The following is a 15884-nucleotide window of genomic DNA, read 5'->3' as shown; positions in this document are numbered from 1 at the left end:
ATTTTATAATAAGTTCTTTGAGAAATATCATTATCTATTAAAATCTGAGATACCGTTTTTGTTTTTGAATCCTCTAAAACTTTTTTAATAATTTCTGGAGTGATTTTTTTTGGTCTACCAAATTTTTCACCATCTTTTAGAGCTTTACGTATACCTTCTTTTTGTCGCTCTTTTCTAATCTCATTTTCAAATTCTGCTACAGATGACAAGATATTAAAAGTTAGCATCCCAAAGCTGGTTGTAGTATCTATACTTTGATCAATTACTACAAAGTTGACTCCCTTATCTTTTAACTTTTTGATAATATGTCCTAAGTGTAGGGTGCTTCTAGCCATACGATCTAATCTTGTTATTACTAATGTGTCTTGTTCATCACGAACATAATCTAAACATTTTAGTAATTCTGGTCTATTTTGATCTACACCTGATAATTTTTCTTTGTATATTTTGGTACAACCATACTCTTTTAATTTGTCTATTTGTAAATCTAGTGATTGACCCACACTAGAAACTCTTGCATATCCAACTAAAGCCATAGGTTATTCACTCATTATTTCTATTACTTTTTTATCAAGACAGCTCAACATAAAATCAAACATTTCCTGATGATTATGAGATTCATAAAAGTTAAGCATTTTTTGATTAAATTCTAATTGTCTTTTTGCAGGTACATTTATTACAGGGTATCCATTCATCAGTAAATTACCATTCATTATAAATCTACCCATTCTCTTATTCACATCATAAAAAAATTGGTATCTAGCCATTTCTAGGAATATAAATATTGATTGTTGGTATATATTACTGATCTCGAGGGCTTGTTTTATCATAAGGTCAAAATACTTGTCTAAATCTTTAGCTTTCGGTGGTAAATAATCAGTACCTGCTATTGTTACACCACCACTTCTAAAGCAACCCCATTCTAATGCTTCATATTTTCCTGCAATATCATGTATAGAAATAATATATTCTTTAGTAAGCTCAAATTTATTAGATTCGACATCAGCAAATATTTTTTTCCAAGCATTTGATTGATTTAATGTAATCTCTTGATCATGTAATTTATGTCCACCTACAGTGATACCTTCAAGTAATGTTTGTACCTCTGGCAATGTGAAATTTATACCTTCTAGGTTTACTGCATCATATACTAATTCAGCTAAGGATCTTTTAGCTAGCATAAGAGCTACTTTTTTATTTGGTTTAATATTAAACATTATATTAATATTTAAGGTTTAAGTATAAGTGTATTATACCCTAAATTAGTATAATACTCTATCATAATAAATTAAATTGGATACAAAAGTATACTTTTGTATACCATCAAATAGTTAAGAAAAAATTATAGAGATATTCTATATTAGAAATTCTCTAGTATTTATTATTAAAATACTCTAGACTCTCGAAATAATGAATTATGTATTATAATTATTGCATAATATGTGGAAAATAGAGCAAACAGATAGTAAAAAATATCCGTACAGCATACAGCTTAAATATAGAGATAAGTTGGATTTAACTATTTATTCAAATAGTAAATGGCCAGAGCAAGATCAATCAGTATTTTGTGTTAAAGCTGAAATATCTAGTATTAGATGGTTAGAAGATAAGACTAAAGTGTCTGTAACTTTAGATCGCAAAGTTAATAAAAAATGTGAATTTAGATTTGTAAAAAAATCTTATAAAAATAAACCTGGAGAATATGAGCAAATATTCTTTAGATCTAAACAAGATGAAAAGTCTATATCCTTATGGAAGGTTGCAAAAACAGATAGTAAGAAGTTTCCTTATCATATAGCAGTATCAGAGAATAATAAAACATCCTTATCCTTATTAACTCAAGATAAATGGCCTGGAGCTAGTGGTAATATCTTTTGTATTAGAGCGGAAGATTCAGACATTTCTTTAGAAGAAGTAGTTGAGGAAGTACCAGTAGTTTTTGTTAAGAAGCTAGGCAAAAGATTAACTATTCTTTTAGATCGTGGACAGCGAAAGCGTTGTGAATTTTTATTTATACGTAAAAAATATAAAACAAAAGATGGTGATTACGAGCAGATATTTTTTAGAACTCAGCAAGGAATTAATCAACATAGAACACGGGGTAACTTAAGTTTACAGCCTAAATCCAAGGAGCTTGAAGTAATAATCGATAGTAATGAAAGATATCCTTGGAAATTTGGCGAGCATAATATTCAAAGAAAGAATCTGAGTGTAGGTGATTATGCATTATTAATTGATAATGATATATCTGCTGTAGTTGAGAGAAAAACTTTTGATAATATGGTATCTGATATTAGTAGAATACAAGTACTTCATCAACAACTAAATGAGCTATCAACGTATAATCATTCAGCCGTCGTCATTGAGGCTCAGTATGGAGATTTTTTATCATCTGTAAAAATAGGTAAATATTCATCTGTTGCTAATATGGCAAGAGCATCAGCTGAAATAACTGTTGTACACCCTAACTTACCAATTATTTATGCGGGTAATCGTAAAGAGGTTAATCATTGGTCATTAAGATTTTTTGAAGGAGTGCTTAAGAAACAAATAGGAGAGACTAATAATCTTATTGCTACTGTAGCGGCTAAAGCAAGAAATACAAAAGCAGATCCATTATGGCTAAGAGTTAAAAAAGTGATATTAGAAGAAATGCCTAATGAATTCACATTTACTGATATTAAAAGTCATTTTACTACATTATCTGATGGCCAGGTTCGTACTCAATTGTCACAACTGAAGAAACAAGAAGTTATTCGAAATGAGGGTAGGGGCAAAGTAAGTAAATGGATTAAGCTACAAAACAGATTTAAAGATTAATCTAAAGGCTTAAATAATACATTTAGATCATTAGCTTTAAGAGGTTTTTTAGTATTTTGATTTTCAGATAATAAACCTTCAACAAGACTCTTTTTCTTTTGTTGCATCTCTAATATAGTTTCCTCAACTGTACCTTCAGCTACTAACTTATATACAAATACAGGCTTATCTTGTCCAATACGGTGAGCTCTATCTGTAGCTTGATTTTCAACAGCTGGGTTCCACCAAGGATCATAATGAATAATCGTATCAGCAGCTGTAAGATTTAATCCAACTCCACCAGATTTAAGACTAATTAAAAATACAGGAGTGTTTCCTTCTTGGAATTTCTTAATAGGAGTGGCTCTATCTTTAGTACTTCCTACTAACTTAACATATTTAATTGATTTACTATTAAGTTCTTGTTCAATAAGGGAAATCATTGATGTAAATTGAGAAAATAGTAATATTTTTCTACCTTCTTCAATCATACTTGGAATTAGCTCCATCAACAGATTAAGCTTAGCAGAATGTCCATGTGCTTTCGCAGCCGATTTAATTTTTAATAGTCTTGGATCACAACAAGTTTGTCTAAGTTTTAAAAGGGCATCTAAAACAATAATATGACTTTTTTGTAAACCTTGCTTAGAAATAGCTTCTCTAACTTTCTTATCCATTGCAAGTCTAATACTTTCATAAACATCTCTTTGAGGCCCCTCTAAAGAAGTTGTTTTGATTATTTCTGTTTTAGGAGGTAAATCAATAGCAACTTGAGATTTTGTTCTTCTTAATAAGAATGGTTTTATTCTATTGGCTAAAGCATTACGTCTACTAATATCATTATGTTTTTCTATAGGAGTTTGGAATAATCTTTTAAATTTATCAGTAGTGCCTAATAGTCCAGGGGCTAAGAATCTAAACTGTGACCATAATTCACCTAGATGATTTTCTAGAGGTGTACCAGTTAGGCATAATCTATGCTTTGATTTTAAATCATAGATTAATCTAGTTACTTTAGCCTTATGATTTTTTATAATCTGAGCTTCATCAAGAATTATATAATTAAATTTATATTCTTTAAGAACTTCTTGGTCTCTTATCACTAATGGATATGAGGTTATAACAACATCATAATCATTTAGCTTATCGAAATGTTCTTGGCGTTTATCTCCATGTAATACTAATACTTTTAAGCTAGGAGCGAACTTTTCAGCTTCCATAGCCCAGTTAGCAACCAAGCTAGTAGGAGCAATAATAATACTAGGATGTTCGGGCTTGTTATTTTTTTCAATTACTAAATTAGCTAATGTTTGTATAGTTTTACCTAAACCCATATCATCAGCTAATATACCACTTAATTCATATTCATTTAGAAAACGTAGCCAGTTAACACCTTGTTGTTGATATGGTCTAAGCTTAGCATTAAATTCTTTTGGTAGCTTAGCTTTTTTAACACCTTTGAATGATTTTATTTTATTGCCAAGCTCTCTTATTTTTTTACTTCCTAACCAAGAAAAATTATCAACTTGGATAGCTTTCTCTAAATTATCTAACTGAGAAGCTGATAAGTTAGGTAATATTAATAAATCATCTTTATTTAAAGGCTTATCATCATATAGCTCAGTTAATATAGCTAGAATACTTTTAATTCTAGAAGCAGAGATTAATAAGTTACGACCTTCGCTAAGAGAAATTGATATTTTATGATTATCATCTAAATTCTGTATATCTTCGAGATCGTTGTTTTTAAGGTATTCAACTATTAAAGGCAAAAGATTAACTTTTTGATCATCAATCATTACCCCTAGGTTTAAACTAAACCAATCATATTCAGATTCTCCAAGCTCTGAGTACCATTCAAGCTCCTCTTCCTCAAAAGTTTCTAATTCATAATCATCATCGGCTTTAATAATCCAACCTTTTGCTTTTAATTTAGGTATTTCATCTTCAATGAAAACGAGTGATTCCACTTCTGAGCCAATATAATAAATATCTTCATCATCAAAGTCATAATCAACTATTTCTTTTATTTGCTCAATTTTTTTAAGCTTTAAGTTTCTAGTTAATACATTGGTATATTTAACTTCTGTTTCAAAATCTCTGTATATTTTTTTAAGTTGGTTAATAGAGAAAATATTATTTTCAGTATAGTCACTTGGAATAATATTTTTACCATATTTAAAATACAGTTTAGCTACGGTAATTTCGGTTTCTTCAGGATAGCCATAGTAGTATGAATATTTATTATTTTTTCTTTTATATTCTATTGCAGCTAGACATTCTGATAGGTGAAGACAGGGGATAGGTTCGATCTTTTGAGTATCAATAGCATTATTTAATACTGGTTGTGGTAAATTATTATCTATACTTTTAATAGCCTTACTAACTTCATTAATTTGACTTAAAGGAATTGGTGGTGCTAATAAAAGCTTTCTAAGAATATTTTCTTCAATATCTGTTTGTATTAATCCAATTTCATTGTCGGATAAATACCACAATGAAGATATTTTAAATGCTGAAAGATCTAAGTCACAGTCTGCTGTTAAATATTGAGTTCCATCATCATTAAAAGCCCATTTAGTTTTAGTCTGGATAGAATCAGATAATTCTATAGGAGGATTATCCTTATTAAGATAGAAGCATCGTCCTGTATTAATAATTTGTTTAAGTAACTCTTCTGATTCAGGAGTTTTAAATATAAATATTTTTTCTTGTTCTGATGACTGCCATGTTTTATTGAAAATAATCTTATGATCTACTGCCGTCAAAGCTTTTTGATGAGTTTTATTATCTACTATAAACTTCTTATCAGCCCCAAACTTTCCAGATTTAAGTCTTCTTGCAAGATTTAAATTTAAATAAAGTCGGTCATTACTAATTGAGAGAATGTATAAAAGCTCAAATGGAGGAGATTTTTTAACTTCTTTTTTTTCTGTAATAGGAGAATTGTTACTTAAAGTACTTAACCAAGATGACACACTACTATTGGTTTCATATTGTTCTTTATTATTTAAATAATAAAGAGCTAAAGCTGCTGCATGTACACAATTATTTTTATTACATGAGCAATTAGTATTAAGCTTACTGTTATCTATCCGACTAAAATATGAATATGGATCATTATTTTTAATTTCAGTACGAAATTCATCAATATTACCTATTATGCTGTAATATCCATTATATGTAATTTTAATTTTCGGAGTTTGATTTAATAAAGTTTTAGAGTCAGCTATTATTTTACTAGTAAATGTTGAACTAAGTAAATCTGTTGTAATATCCATTTTATATAATTCTTTTTTTGTTCTATGGCGTTCCCGAGATGATTCGAACATCCGACCTATCACTTAGGAGGTGATTGCTCTATCCTACTGAGCTACGGGAACATAAATTATTATTATTTCTTTAACCATTTTTCAGCACTATTTTCATTCAAAAATGTTTTAAATTCACCACTCATAATATGCCTAAAAAATCCTAAACAAACTTGAACCCATTTTTTATTAGTAACAATAGCTACTCTATCAAACTTATTTCTGTTTTTGATATAGGTCTTTAAATCATCTATAACAGCTTTAAGTTCAATACCTTTCATATCATTCATGACAACCATTATCTTAAACTTATCATCTTTAGCTAACTTCTCAATACTAGGGATTAAGCTATTAATATAGTCAGCGTGTAGTAGTTTACCTTTAGCAACTATTTTTGTATAACCATTTTCTGTAGTAATAATAAACATATATTTCCAAGTTTTAGGTGATTAATCTTTGTTTTAAATAGGTAAGGCGATCATTTTGTTTAACATTTCTAACAGCCATTGAGATGGCTTTAGCTTCTCCAATAAGTATAACTAGTTTCTTACCTCTAGTAACTCCAGTATAAATAAGATTTCGTTGTAGTAGCATATAATGTTGCATAGCTATTGGTATAACTACTACAGGATATTCAGAACCTTGTGATTTATGTATCGAAGTAGCATAAGCTAAGTCAATTTCATCAAGCTCTGTAATATCATACTCAATATCTTTATCTTCGAAGTCTATTATAACTGTAGTATTTTCATGATCAATAGATTTAACTATACCAAGATCGCCATTGAATACTTCTTTATCATAATTATTAACTAGTTGTATTACCTTATCCCCAACACCAATAGTTAATCCAAATTTAGTTATACTAGCAATTGGATTAGGGTTTAGTTCTTTCTGTAATTCAATATTTAAGGATTTAGCACCTAAGCCACCCCTATGCATAGGAGTCAATACTTGAATATCATTATGAGTAAAACCAAAAGATTGAGGTATTTTTTTACTAACTATATTGATTAAAGCATCGTGGATAACATCGGGGGCTAAGTGAATAGTATAGAAATCAGTCTTTATATTTGGTAGGGTTTTGAATGGAGCTTTACCTTCATTTATTTTATGAGCATTAACTATTATTTGAGAAGTTTTAGCTTGTCTGAATATTTCAGTAAGTCTAGCTACAGGTACTATATTAGAATCAATAATATCAGCCAATACTTTACCAGCACCAACAGAAGGTAACTGATCTATATCACCAACTATTAATATACTAGCATGATCAGGTATAGCTCTTAATAAACTATTCATTAAAAGAACATCAATCATAGATGATTCATCTACAACTACTAAATCAGTTTTAAGTTGATTGTGTGTATCATGCTTGAATTTGCTAGTGGTAGGGTCAAACTCTAAGAGTCTATGTAATGTTTTAGCTTCTAACCCTGTTGATTCAGATAATCTTTTAGCAGCTCTACCAGTAGGAGCACATAAAAGAACTCTAGCTTTAGTCTTAATAATTTTAATAATACTATTTACTACAGTAGTTTTACCAACACCAGGGCCACCTGTAATACATACTACTTTATTCTCTATAGCCATTCTTACAGATTGTTCTTGAGAGCTTGATAGGTTAAGCCCAGTTTGTTTTTGAACCCATTCTAAAGCAGCATCAATATTATCAATATTCCAACGCCTTTGATTATTTGAAAGTCTTTTAATATTAGATGCTACACCAACTTCAGCATAGTATAGCCAGTTAATATATAAGCAATCCTTATCATTAATAATCTCAGGTATTAAATTATCCAATTGCTTTTCTAACTCTATAGCTTGCTCAATGATATCACTATGGATATCAAGCATTTCTTCAGAGGCTTTTATAAGTTTATCTTTCTCAATAGCACAATGTCCATCAGAATTAATTTCTTGAATAACATGCAATACACCAGCTTGTGCTCTAAGAATAGAATCATGAGGTATACCAATCCTTAAAGCTAACTGATCGGCAGTTTTAAAACCAATGCCATGGATATCTTTAGCTAGACAATAAGGATTATCTTTAATTTTAGCTATAGCATCATCACCATATTTTTTATATATTCTAGTAGCTCTAGCTGTACCAACGCCATGGGACTGTAAATATACCATTATATTTCTAATTGATTTTTGTTCATCCCATGCATTAATGATAGTAGCTACACGTTTAGGACCAATACCATCTAGTTCTAATAGCTTATTGGGAGTTTGTTCAATGACATCAAATATAGTATCTCCAAACCCTTTAACTAAAACCTTAGCAAAAGCTGGACCAATACCTTTAATTAATCCAGAACCTAGGTATTTAGTAATTCCTTCTAGGCTAGTAGGTTGGATTACTTGAATATTATTAGCTTTAAACTGTCTACCATATCTCTTATCATTAAACCAAAAGCCAGTAGCTTCTATATATTCTCCAACATGAATAACAGCACAAACGCCAGTTATAGTAACTAGATCTCTAATACCTTTACAGTTTACTTTGAATATACCAAATCCAGTTTCTTCACTTTGAAAGGTGATTCTTTCTAATGTACCATTGAGTGTTTCAAGCTGGATCATCACTTAAATAGTGGATTTAAAAAGGGAGATTATCAAGATCAGGATCAGGGCTATTGATCTCCTCAAATGAAGGGACATTATCACTAGCAGTTTTACCCTTAGCCTTAGCATAGTCATCGTCAATCTTTTCATTAAGAGATTTACTATTTTGTTGAGCTTCTGGATAATTATCATAATCAGGAGTAGGGCGACTATCATGATTAGAACTACCTAATAATTGGAAGTTATTAGCAACTATTTCTGTAGAGTATTTTGTTTCTCCAGAATTATCTTGCCATTTATTAGTTCTAATTCTACCTTCAACATATAAAGCATCACCTTTCTTACAATATTGTTGAATCACTTCAGCGCCTTTACCAAAGATAACAACTCTATGCCATTCAGTTAAAGTTTCTTCTTTGAATACTTCATTAGTAGCTAAACTAATAGTGGCAACAGTAGTACCACTTTGAGTTTGTCTTACCTCGGGATTATTACCAAGTCTACCAAGAAGAATAACTTTATTAACAGTACCTTTAGCCATTAACAGCTTCCTTTAGATTTTTACCAGCTTTAAAATGAGGAACAGTAGTAGCTTTGATTTTAATAGTTTCACCAGTTTTTGGGTTTCTACCATCTCTAGCAGCTCTTTTTTTAGCTTGGAATGTACCAAAACCTACAAGAGTTACATCTTCTTTCTTTTTAAGTGAATGAGTTACAGCATTAGTAAAAGCTTTTAAACATTTCTCAGCATCAGTTACAGTTATATCAGCTTGTTTAGCAATTTCATGTACTAATTCGTTCTTATTCATACCATCATCCTCTTTATTTATGTGGTTACAAGTTTAACTATATAACAAAATATAAATTAGTGTAAAGTGTAAATTGAGTTGATAGCTTGTAATAATGTTTAAAGATTCCAGTTCTACGCATATTAGGGGTATGGCTTAGATATCTGTTTAATATGTAAAATGACAATATTTGACCAGATATACTGCGTAGAAGTGATATTCTACGAAGTATCTGTTATTGACACATAAATAAAAATGTATATACTTAATGTATATTATTATTAATAATGAGTACGAGGTTAGATATGCTTACTAAATTATTTATGAGTGGAAACAGTCAAGCAGTTAGAATTCCTAAAGAAATGCAGTTTAAAGTAAAGGAAGTTGATATTAATAGAATAGGAAATTCTATAATTATTACAGAAATTCCTGAGAATTGGGAGAATGTGTTTAAATCCCTTGATCCTGCACATGACTTTTTTGATAAAGGTAGAAAGCAACCGAAGATGGATGAAAGGGATGCATTATAATGAAAGTCATGCTAGATACTAACATTTGTATATATATATTAAAGCAACAACCAAAATCTGTATTAGAGCATTTTAAGAAATATGAAATGGGAGATATAGGTATCTCATCAATAGTATATGCTGAATTGTTACATGGGGCTTTTAAGAGCAAGTGGGTTAATCAAAATCTAACAAATATTCATAATTTCGTAGCAGCCCTTCAAATTGTAGATTTTAATAGGGTAGCTGCAGTTGAATATGGCAGAATTAGATCAGATTTAGAAAAGTCTGGAAACATTATTGGAGCTAATGATCTATTGATCGCGGCTCATGCTAAGTCTTTAAATATACCTTTAGCTACTAATAATACTAAGGAATTTAAAAGGGTTGAAGATTTGGTTTTATTAAATTGGGTGTGAGGTGAAGTGAAGAGTTAATGTTTATTTCTCTATTTATTCTTAAAATAGAATGCTTTACTATTAAAATCTCCAAAAGATGTTTTTAGATAACTATCAATATCTAAATCTTTTTGTTTTCTTCTACCAATACTACTTTCAATTTTGTTTTTATGGATTTCTAATTCTTTTACTTGACTCTCCGTTATGGAATACCTAAACTTAGTTCCTATCATGTTTTTTTCAATCCTCTCAATTCTAAGATCTCTTACATATCTATAGAGTGTATTTCTACTTACACCCCATTTAGTTTCCAACTCTTTAAAGCTAATGATTTTTTCTTCCATAAATATTGTCCTTAATGAAAATCAAAAGACCTATCTCTTTGAATTTTTTGTTGTTCTTGTTGGTCTTTACCTTCGGAACTAGCGGTTTGCCGCCAAATTACATTTTCAGTTCAGATAAGTAATTTATTAATAACTTTATTATATTTTCCATGTGCTTTAGTAATACTAAGTTTATAATATATCTCCAAATAATCAGCTGCCTAATATTAACTTGAAGATCTTTGATAATAGTGAAGAGCGAAAGCTGTTTAAGGAGTTTTAGGAAATAATTAAAACTATTATAAGTTAAGCTGTTTTAATTTTAATAGCGCATGGTTTACCTCTATTCTCACCATTTTCAAAAGTGACTTTTTCGCCGTCACGTAGACCCCTTAGACCTGAGTTTTCTAGTTCACTGATATGAACAAATACTTCTTTGCCACCATCTTGCGGTTCTATGAATCCAAATCCTCTATCATTATTAAAAAATTTAACTGTTCCTTGTCTCATCTTAGTATTCCTTTAAGTTTATGATTTTATATACTCGTTATGTGATATTGATTTTTTAAAAAACTTAACGAATTTATGATGAGATAGAATATTAAAAATAAACGTCTGATAATATTTAGTCGTAGTAATTAAATAAAGTTACAATATAGAATAACTAGTACTAATTGTACTTTAATATATTCAAATAGTACATTTTTATTTAATGTATTGAAAAAATAATTAAAATAGATTGTACCAAAATACAAGAATTACGTAATTTATCTTAAGCCATAAGTCTTTTATTTATTTTATTTAAAAGGATTTGAGATTCAGCTTTAGATACTCCACCCATAGTTGTACCCTTAATGTATAGTTTTGCTTGATTTGGATTACCTGCTACTGGGCTAATAGCAAAATCAACTTTCTTACCTTGAATATTTTGAGCCTCTATCATATGAGTATTATCTTTACTATCAGTTTCAGTTTTAATAACTGTATATCCTGACGAGTTTAAAACATCATTAACAGCTTGAGTAACTTCATTAGGAGTTTTCTCATATGCATTAGATGCATCAGGATCATTCATCCAGCCATATGCCATATATCCAACAGCAGCCCCAGCTAAAGCTAAACCTGTGATAGCCATCTGTGTATTGCTACAACTTGTTAAAGCAAGTGTAGATATACCAAGAGCTACAAAGAGTTTTGTTGTCTTTTTCATTATTTTTCTCCATTTATTTGTTGTTTATCATTTTTCATTATAGGTTTACCTTTTGAATCTGCAAATGTTCTTTCACATTGAGGGTATCCTGTGCATCCCCACCATTTGCCTTTCTTACCATCTCTTTGGATAAGATCAGATCCACAATCAGGGCATTTTTCTTTAGATATTTTAGGTTGTACGGGTTTACCTCGACTATCTTCTAAAAATGTTTCACATCCATTTTTGATTTCACTACACATCCAATAAAAGCCTTTCTTTGGAGGCTTTGATTTTAAACGTATTAATTCACTTTGACATTTAGGGCAAGGATGTTGGACGAATTTCTTAACATTTCCTTTTTGACCTATTATAAACTCTACATTTTCAGTAGTAAGATCAGCTATTTCTTTAATGAAAGTCTTATAATCATATTTACCTTTAGCTATCTGTGATAGCTTTTGTTCCCATTCAGCTGTAATAATTACAGAGGATAGCTCATCAGGTAATTGTTTAATTATTTCTCTACCTTTATCTGTAGAAATAATACTCTTACCTTTTTTAGTTATATAAACTCTCTTTTTAAGAGTTTCTATAACATCAGCTCTTGTAGCTTCAGTACCAATACCTTGTACTTCAGCTAACATTTCCTTAGCTTCCTGATCTTCAACCCTACGACCGCAGTTTTTCATAGCGGATATTAATGTAGCATCTGTATAGTGAGCTGGTGGAGTAGTTTTCTTATCTAGTATTTTCAAAGATTTGCAAGGTAGTGATTCTCCTTGCTCTACTTGAGGTAATTCTTTAGAATTATCATCGTCTTCTTCTTTGGTTGGTTTAATAACCTGTTTCCAACCTAAAGAAGTAGGCACTATCCCTTTAGTAGAAAATTGCTCTTTTTCACATTCCAAAGCTATGAAAGATTCATTATACTTGTAATTACCCATGAACTGGGCAATGTAGTATTTAACAATTAATTCATATACTTTCCTTTCGTGCTCAGTCATGGCATCAAGATTAATATTAGGATTTGTAGTAGGTATGATTGCATGGTGAGAGCTTTCTGCTACTTTCTTATCGTTCCATACTCTAGATACAAATGATTTATCACATTTATCTATTACATCATCAAAGCCTTTTAGATTAGATAATATAGTATCTATATCTGACTTTTGAGATTCAGGTAGATAACCACAGTCTGTTCTAGGATAAGTAGTAGCTTTATGTTTTTCATATAATGATTGGGCTATATCTAATACCTTTTTAGCATCATAACCAAATTGAGTATTAGCTAGCTTTTGTAATTCTGATAATGATAAACAAAGAGGGGCTTTTTGTTCTTTAGCTTTTTTTGTTGCTTCTATAACTTTAGCATCCTTGCCTTTGCATTTTTCAACTACAGCTTTAACTATAGATTCATCTAAACATCTACCTTCTTCATCACCTTTAGCTGATTCAGGGACTACCCAATTAGCCTCAAGATCTCTAAATATACCAGTGATACCAAAGAAGTCTTTTGATTTAAAATTCTCAATTTCTAAATCTCTTTCAACTACTAATCTAAGAGTTGGTGTTTGGACTCTACCTACTGAAAATACATTGCCGTAGCCACCATATACCAAAGAGCAAGCTCTTGTATAATTAAATCCAGCTATCCAGTCAGCACGTTGTCTACCTAGCCCAGCATGAAATAGTGGTTCAGTCTCTAATCCATCTTTAAGGTTATTCAAAGCTTTTCTAATAGATGCATCATCTAATGCAGATAACCATAATCTTTTAATTGGTCCAGTATATCTAACATATCCTAGGATAAGCCTAGCTATTAATTCACCTTCTCTATCAGCATCGGTTGCTATTACAACCTCAGAAGCTTTAGCTATACAATCTTTAACTATGGCTAATTGTTTTTTAGATGATTCATTTTGTGATAATTTCCATACCTCAGGAATAATAGGTAAATCATTAAGATCCCATTTCTTATATTTCTCATCATACTTATCAGGATCAGCTGGTTGTAAGAGATGCCCAAAGCCCCATGTTACTAGAATATTATTACCCTCAAGATAACCATCATGTTTAGTTTTACATCCTAAAATATTAGCTATATCTCTACCCTGAGAGGGCTTTTCTGCTATAAATACTCTCATGCTTTTCTCCTGGACTTTAGATAGTTATCTATATATTCAATTACACTTTCTAAATTCGTTTGGCTTTTAATAATTTGAATAGCCTCTTCAATACTAAGACCATTATCAAGTAACCAATGAAATTTCTTAATAATATCTTTAGCTGAAAAACCAGCAACTGGATTATGAGTATTCATTTTCTATCCTATATAATTCTTTGTAATTTCAGCTCGAGAATGTCCCAGTTCTTGAGATATCCATATACGAGCTTGCTTGTCTAATATCTTTTGTTCTTTAGTTAAATTCTTTCTAGCTGGACCACCTGCAATAGGACTAGCCCAGCCTGTTATTTCATTATACCTTTTTTGGGCATAAGCGTGCCTTAAACCATGTAAATTATAATAACCTTGAAGGCGTGTTACTCTGTCGTATAACTTTCTTTGTTGGATATAGGTTTTATCTGTCGGTATTAATGATTTATTACTAACAAGTTCAAGAGCTTTGTTTATAGCATCAAGCTGGGATTGTTTTTCGATCTTTATTGTTCTACCAACCCCACCTTTAGTCCAGGCAGCATCTAAGGTTAAGTAATTAGCCCCATGTAAATCTGTATGTAATGCTTTACTAGGAATTATTTTCAAACATTCCTCTCTACGTAAACCAAATTCTTTTTGCAGCTCTATAGAAGCTCTTAAATATTTATCATTGAATTTGTCTAAATCAATTTCAGTAATCGCTTTATTTTGAGTAGGGACATAGCTTCTATTAGGAATCCCATAATCCTTATTATGTTCTTTAATGATACCTGGTCTTTCTATTTTATTAGCTAATAGCCTAAAATCAGATAATCTATTTTTGATTGATCCAATCGATAATCCCTGATCCATCCAGTATTTAGTTAAAGCATCAATGTGTTTAGATTGAATATTTTTGATATTCATGATTTTATACCCTAAAGTATGTAGGTCTTTAGCTGATTTACAAAGTCTTTCTCTCATACTATTTTGAGTGGCATATGATTTATCATTAACTGAATGTTTGATAAATTGGATTATAGAGTATCTTGCTCTTTTAAATTTAGTATTACTCATGAGAAAGCTACCTTGATAAGATCCTTCTTATTTCTAAACCCAGTAAGACTTAAAAGCTGCTCATATATTTCTTTTTTACTGCATCCTTTGTTCTGAAAGTTATAATAATTCTTTTGGATGAAGAATTTTCTTAAATCAGCTTTTTTAGGTATATCATTTAAAATTAATTCAGTATGATAAAGAGCTACAATGTCACATAGCGGAATAATATTTAGTAGGGTATCTTTGCCATTTAAATAGTTTAATCGATTATCTATAGCTTGGCGTTGATTATCTGATACTATGGGTATGAACCTATCATTAGAATTAAAAGCTAATCTTTTATTAATATATAACTCTTTAGTTTTTAAAGATTCAGATAAATTAATCTTGATAGATTCTAATTTTGTTAATCCAAAGTATAGTTGAAACTCTAAAATTGTGTGAGAAAGAGGGTGGTGTACTTTATGTACTATATCTTCTGATATATAAACAAAGTCTTTTGGCTGATTAAGCTTTGTTAAATTTAAATCTTTGGCTCTAGGTATATTAATATCAGATCCTAATAGTTTTAGGAACCAAACTAAGATTGCGCGTTTATTCATAATTGTAGATACAGTATTGCCCTTACCATGCCAGTAATCTAGCAGGGCGATTAAATGATCATTAGTGAAAGAAAAATAAGATTTAATAGGTATACCAATGTAAATAATATCATTGGTTATACTTTGAAGTAAGTTCTTACGAACTTTTTTGAAATTGTAAGTACCTTGTCTATTATTATCAAGGACTTTAAA

At 30.3% G+C, this 15884-nt stretch carries 17 protein-coding genes and 1 tRNA gene; 3 read left to right on the top strand and 15 right to left on the bottom strand.

Translation table 11 applies throughout. The annotated features are described in order from the left end of the window. On the bottom strand, positions 1–536 hold a 536-nt coding region (locus tag F3D62_RS09470; protein WP_150468008.1), incomplete at its 3' end, for a recombinase family protein. Positions 537–539: 3 nt separating this feature from the next. After that, positions 540–1217 (bottom strand): Fic family protein, encoded by a 678-nt coding sequence (locus F3D62_RS09465; RefSeq protein WP_150468007.1) that lies wholly within the window; start codon positions 1215–1217, stop codon positions 540–542. 223 nt (positions 1218–1440) lie between these two features. Here F3D62_RS09465 and F3D62_RS09460 point away from each other — a divergent pair, with 223 nt between their 5' ends. Then, positions 1441–2820: an ERCC4 domain-containing protein gene (locus F3D62_RS09460; RefSeq protein WP_150468006.1), complete on the top strand. Its 1380-nt coding sequence runs from the start codon at positions 1441–1443 to the stop codon at positions 2818–2820. Here F3D62_RS09460 and F3D62_RS09455 read toward each other — a convergent pair. The 6 genes from F3D62_RS09455 to F3D62_RS09430 all read right to left on the bottom strand — a co-directional run bounded on the left by F3D62_RS09455 (position 2817) and on the right by F3D62_RS09430 (position 9493). Then, the gene (locus tag F3D62_RS09455) at positions 2817–6080 is read right to left on the bottom strand and encodes a DEAD/DEAH box helicase (RefSeq protein ID WP_191092586.1); all 3264 of its coding nucleotides are present in this window, start codon (positions 6078–6080) and stop codon (positions 2817–2819) included. The genes F3D62_RS09460 and F3D62_RS09455 overlap by 4 nt on opposite strands. Positions 6081–6105: 25 nt before the next feature. Beyond that, positions 6106–6182 (bottom strand) — tRNA-Arg (locus tag F3D62_RS09450). 11 nt (positions 6183–6193) lie between these two features. Beyond that, complete coding sequence (locus F3D62_RS09445; protein ID WP_150468004.1) at positions 6194–6538, bottom strand: STAS/SEC14 domain-containing protein; 345 nt, start codon at positions 6536–6538, stop codon at positions 6194–6196. 13 nt (positions 6539–6551) lie between these two features. Continuing rightward, positions 6552–8702 (bottom strand): ATP-dependent RecD-like DNA helicase, encoded by a 2151-nt coding sequence (locus F3D62_RS09440; RefSeq protein ID WP_150468003.1) that lies wholly within the window; start codon positions 8700–8702, stop codon positions 6552–6554. 16 nt (positions 8703–8718) lie between these two features. Next, positions 8719–9225, bottom strand: a complete 507-nt coding sequence (locus F3D62_RS09435; protein ID WP_150468002.1) for a single-stranded DNA-binding protein — start codon at positions 9223–9225, stop codon at positions 8719–8721. Further along, positions 9218–9493 carry an HU family DNA-binding protein gene (locus tag F3D62_RS09430; RefSeq protein WP_150468001.1) on the bottom strand — a complete coding sequence of 92 codons (276 nt, stop codon included), beginning with the start codon at positions 9491–9493 and terminating at the stop codon, positions 9218–9220. The genes F3D62_RS09435 and F3D62_RS09430 overlap by 8 nt, the downstream gene beginning before the upstream one ends. A 266-nt stretch (positions 9494–9759) precedes the next feature. Between F3D62_RS09430 and F3D62_RS09425 the strand changes: the two genes are divergently transcribed. Together F3D62_RS09425 and vapC are read left to right on the top strand one after the other, a co-directional pair. Beyond that, positions 9760–10002, top strand: coding sequence for an antitoxin (locus F3D62_RS09425; protein WP_224732674.1), 243 nt, complete (start codon positions 9760–9762; stop codon positions 10000–10002). Further along, positions 10002–10400 carry a type II toxin-antitoxin system tRNA(fMet)-specific endonuclease VapC gene (vapC, locus tag F3D62_RS09420; RefSeq protein WP_150468000.1) on the top strand — a complete coding sequence of 133 codons (399 nt, stop codon included), beginning with the start codon at positions 10002–10004 and terminating at the stop codon, positions 10398–10400. The genes F3D62_RS09425 and vapC overlap by 1 nt, the downstream gene beginning before the upstream one ends. A 29-nt stretch (positions 10401–10429) precedes the next feature. Here vapC and F3D62_RS09415 read toward each other — a convergent pair whose 3' ends face one another. From F3D62_RS09415 to F3D62_RS12770, 7 genes are all read right to left on the bottom strand, one after another. After that, positions 10430–10723, bottom strand: coding sequence for a hypothetical protein (locus F3D62_RS09415; RefSeq protein ID WP_150467999.1), 294 nt, complete (start codon positions 10721–10723; stop codon positions 10430–10432). 285 nt (positions 10724–11008) lie between these two features. Continuing rightward, on the bottom strand, positions 11009–11212 hold the full coding sequence (locus F3D62_RS09410) for a cold-shock protein (protein WP_150467998.1): 204 nt from the start codon (positions 11210–11212) through the stop codon (positions 11009–11011). Between the two features lie 262 nt (positions 11213–11474). Beyond that, positions 11475–11912, bottom strand: coding sequence for a DUF3568 family protein (locus tag F3D62_RS09405; protein WP_150467997.1), 438 nt, complete (start codon positions 11910–11912; stop codon positions 11475–11477). Continuing rightward, positions 11912–14038, bottom strand: coding sequence for a DNA topoisomerase III (locus F3D62_RS09400; RefSeq protein ID WP_150467996.1), 2127 nt, complete (start codon positions 14036–14038; stop codon positions 11912–11914). The genes F3D62_RS09405 and F3D62_RS09400 overlap by 1 nt, the downstream gene beginning before the upstream one ends. Continuing rightward, entirely contained in the window at positions 14035–14214 is a 180-nt protein-coding gene (locus F3D62_RS09395; RefSeq protein ID WP_150467995.1) for a hypothetical protein, read from the bottom strand. The genes F3D62_RS09400 and F3D62_RS09395 overlap by 4 nt, the downstream gene beginning before the upstream one ends. A 3-nt stretch (positions 14215–14217) precedes the next feature. Then, on the bottom strand, positions 14218–15108 hold the full coding sequence (locus F3D62_RS09390) for an integrase domain-containing protein (RefSeq protein WP_150467994.1): 891 nt from the start codon (positions 15106–15108) through the stop codon (positions 14218–14220). Next, a partial coding sequence (locus F3D62_RS12770) for a hypothetical protein (protein ID WP_191092585.1) occupies positions 15105–15884 on the bottom strand: 780 nt, incomplete at its 5' end. The genes F3D62_RS12770 and F3D62_RS09390, both read right to left, overlap by 4 nt.

The sequence above is a fragment of the Francisella sp. SYW-9 genome (assembly GCF_008711465.1).
Lineage (GTDB): Bacteria > Pseudomonadota > Gammaproteobacteria > Francisellales > Francisellaceae > Francisella.
Note: the sequence above shows the minus strand (reverse complement) of the source record. Positions and strands in the feature narration are given on the sequence as shown.

Bases quoted from the DNA above. Each gene is read 5' to 3' on its own strand.
- F3D62_RS09465 (WP_150468007.1), bottom strand. From the start codon at position 1,217: ATGTTTAATATTAAACCAAATAAAAAAGTAGCTCTTATGCTAGCTAAA.
- F3D62_RS09460 (WP_150468006.1), top strand. From the start codon at position 1,441: ATGTGGAAAATAGAGCAAACAGATAGTAAAAAATATCCGTACAGCATA.
- F3D62_RS09455 (WP_191092586.1), bottom strand. From the start codon at position 6,080: ATGGATATTACAACAGATTTACTTAGTTCAACATTTACTAGTAAAATA.
- F3D62_RS09445 (WP_150468004.1), bottom strand. From the start codon at position 6,538: ATGTTTATTATTACTACAGAAAATGGTTATACAAAAATAGTTGCTAAA.
- F3D62_RS09440 (WP_150468003.1), bottom strand. From the start codon at position 8,702: ATGATCCAGCTTGAAACACTCAATGGTACATTAGAAAGAATCACCTTT.
- F3D62_RS09435 (WP_150468002.1), bottom strand. From the start codon at position 9,225: ATGGCTAAAGGTACTGTTAATAAAGTTATTCTTCTTGGTAGACTTGGT.
- F3D62_RS09430 (WP_150468001.1), bottom strand. From the start codon at position 9,493: ATGAATAAGAACGAATTAGTACATGAAATTGCTAAACAAGCTGATATA.
- F3D62_RS09425 (WP_224732674.1), top strand. From the start codon at position 9,760: ATGAGTACGAGGTTAGATATGCTTACTAAATTATTTATGAGTGGAAAC.
- vapC (WP_150468000.1), top strand. From the start codon at position 10,002: ATGAAAGTCATGCTAGATACTAACATTTGTATATATATATTAAAGCAA.
- F3D62_RS09415 (WP_150467999.1), bottom strand. From the start codon at position 10,723: ATGGAAGAAAAAATCATTAGCTTTAAAGAGTTGGAAACTAAATGGGGT.
- F3D62_RS09410 (WP_150467998.1), bottom strand. From the start codon at position 11,212: ATGAGACAAGGAACAGTTAAATTTTTTAATAATGATAGAGGATTTGGA.
- F3D62_RS09405 (WP_150467997.1), bottom strand. From the start codon at position 11,912: ATGAAAAAGACAACAAAACTCTTTGTAGCTCTTGGTATATCTACACTT.
- F3D62_RS09400 (WP_150467996.1), bottom strand. From the start codon at position 14,038: ATGAGAGTATTTATAGCAGAAAAGCCCTCTCAGGGTAGAGATATAGCT.
- F3D62_RS09395 (WP_150467995.1), bottom strand. From the start codon at position 14,214: ATGAATACTCATAATCCAGTTGCTGGTTTTTCAGCTAAAGATATTATT.
- F3D62_RS09390 (WP_150467994.1), bottom strand. From the start codon at position 15,108: ATGAGTAATACTAAATTTAAAAGAGCAAGATACTCTATAATCCAATTT.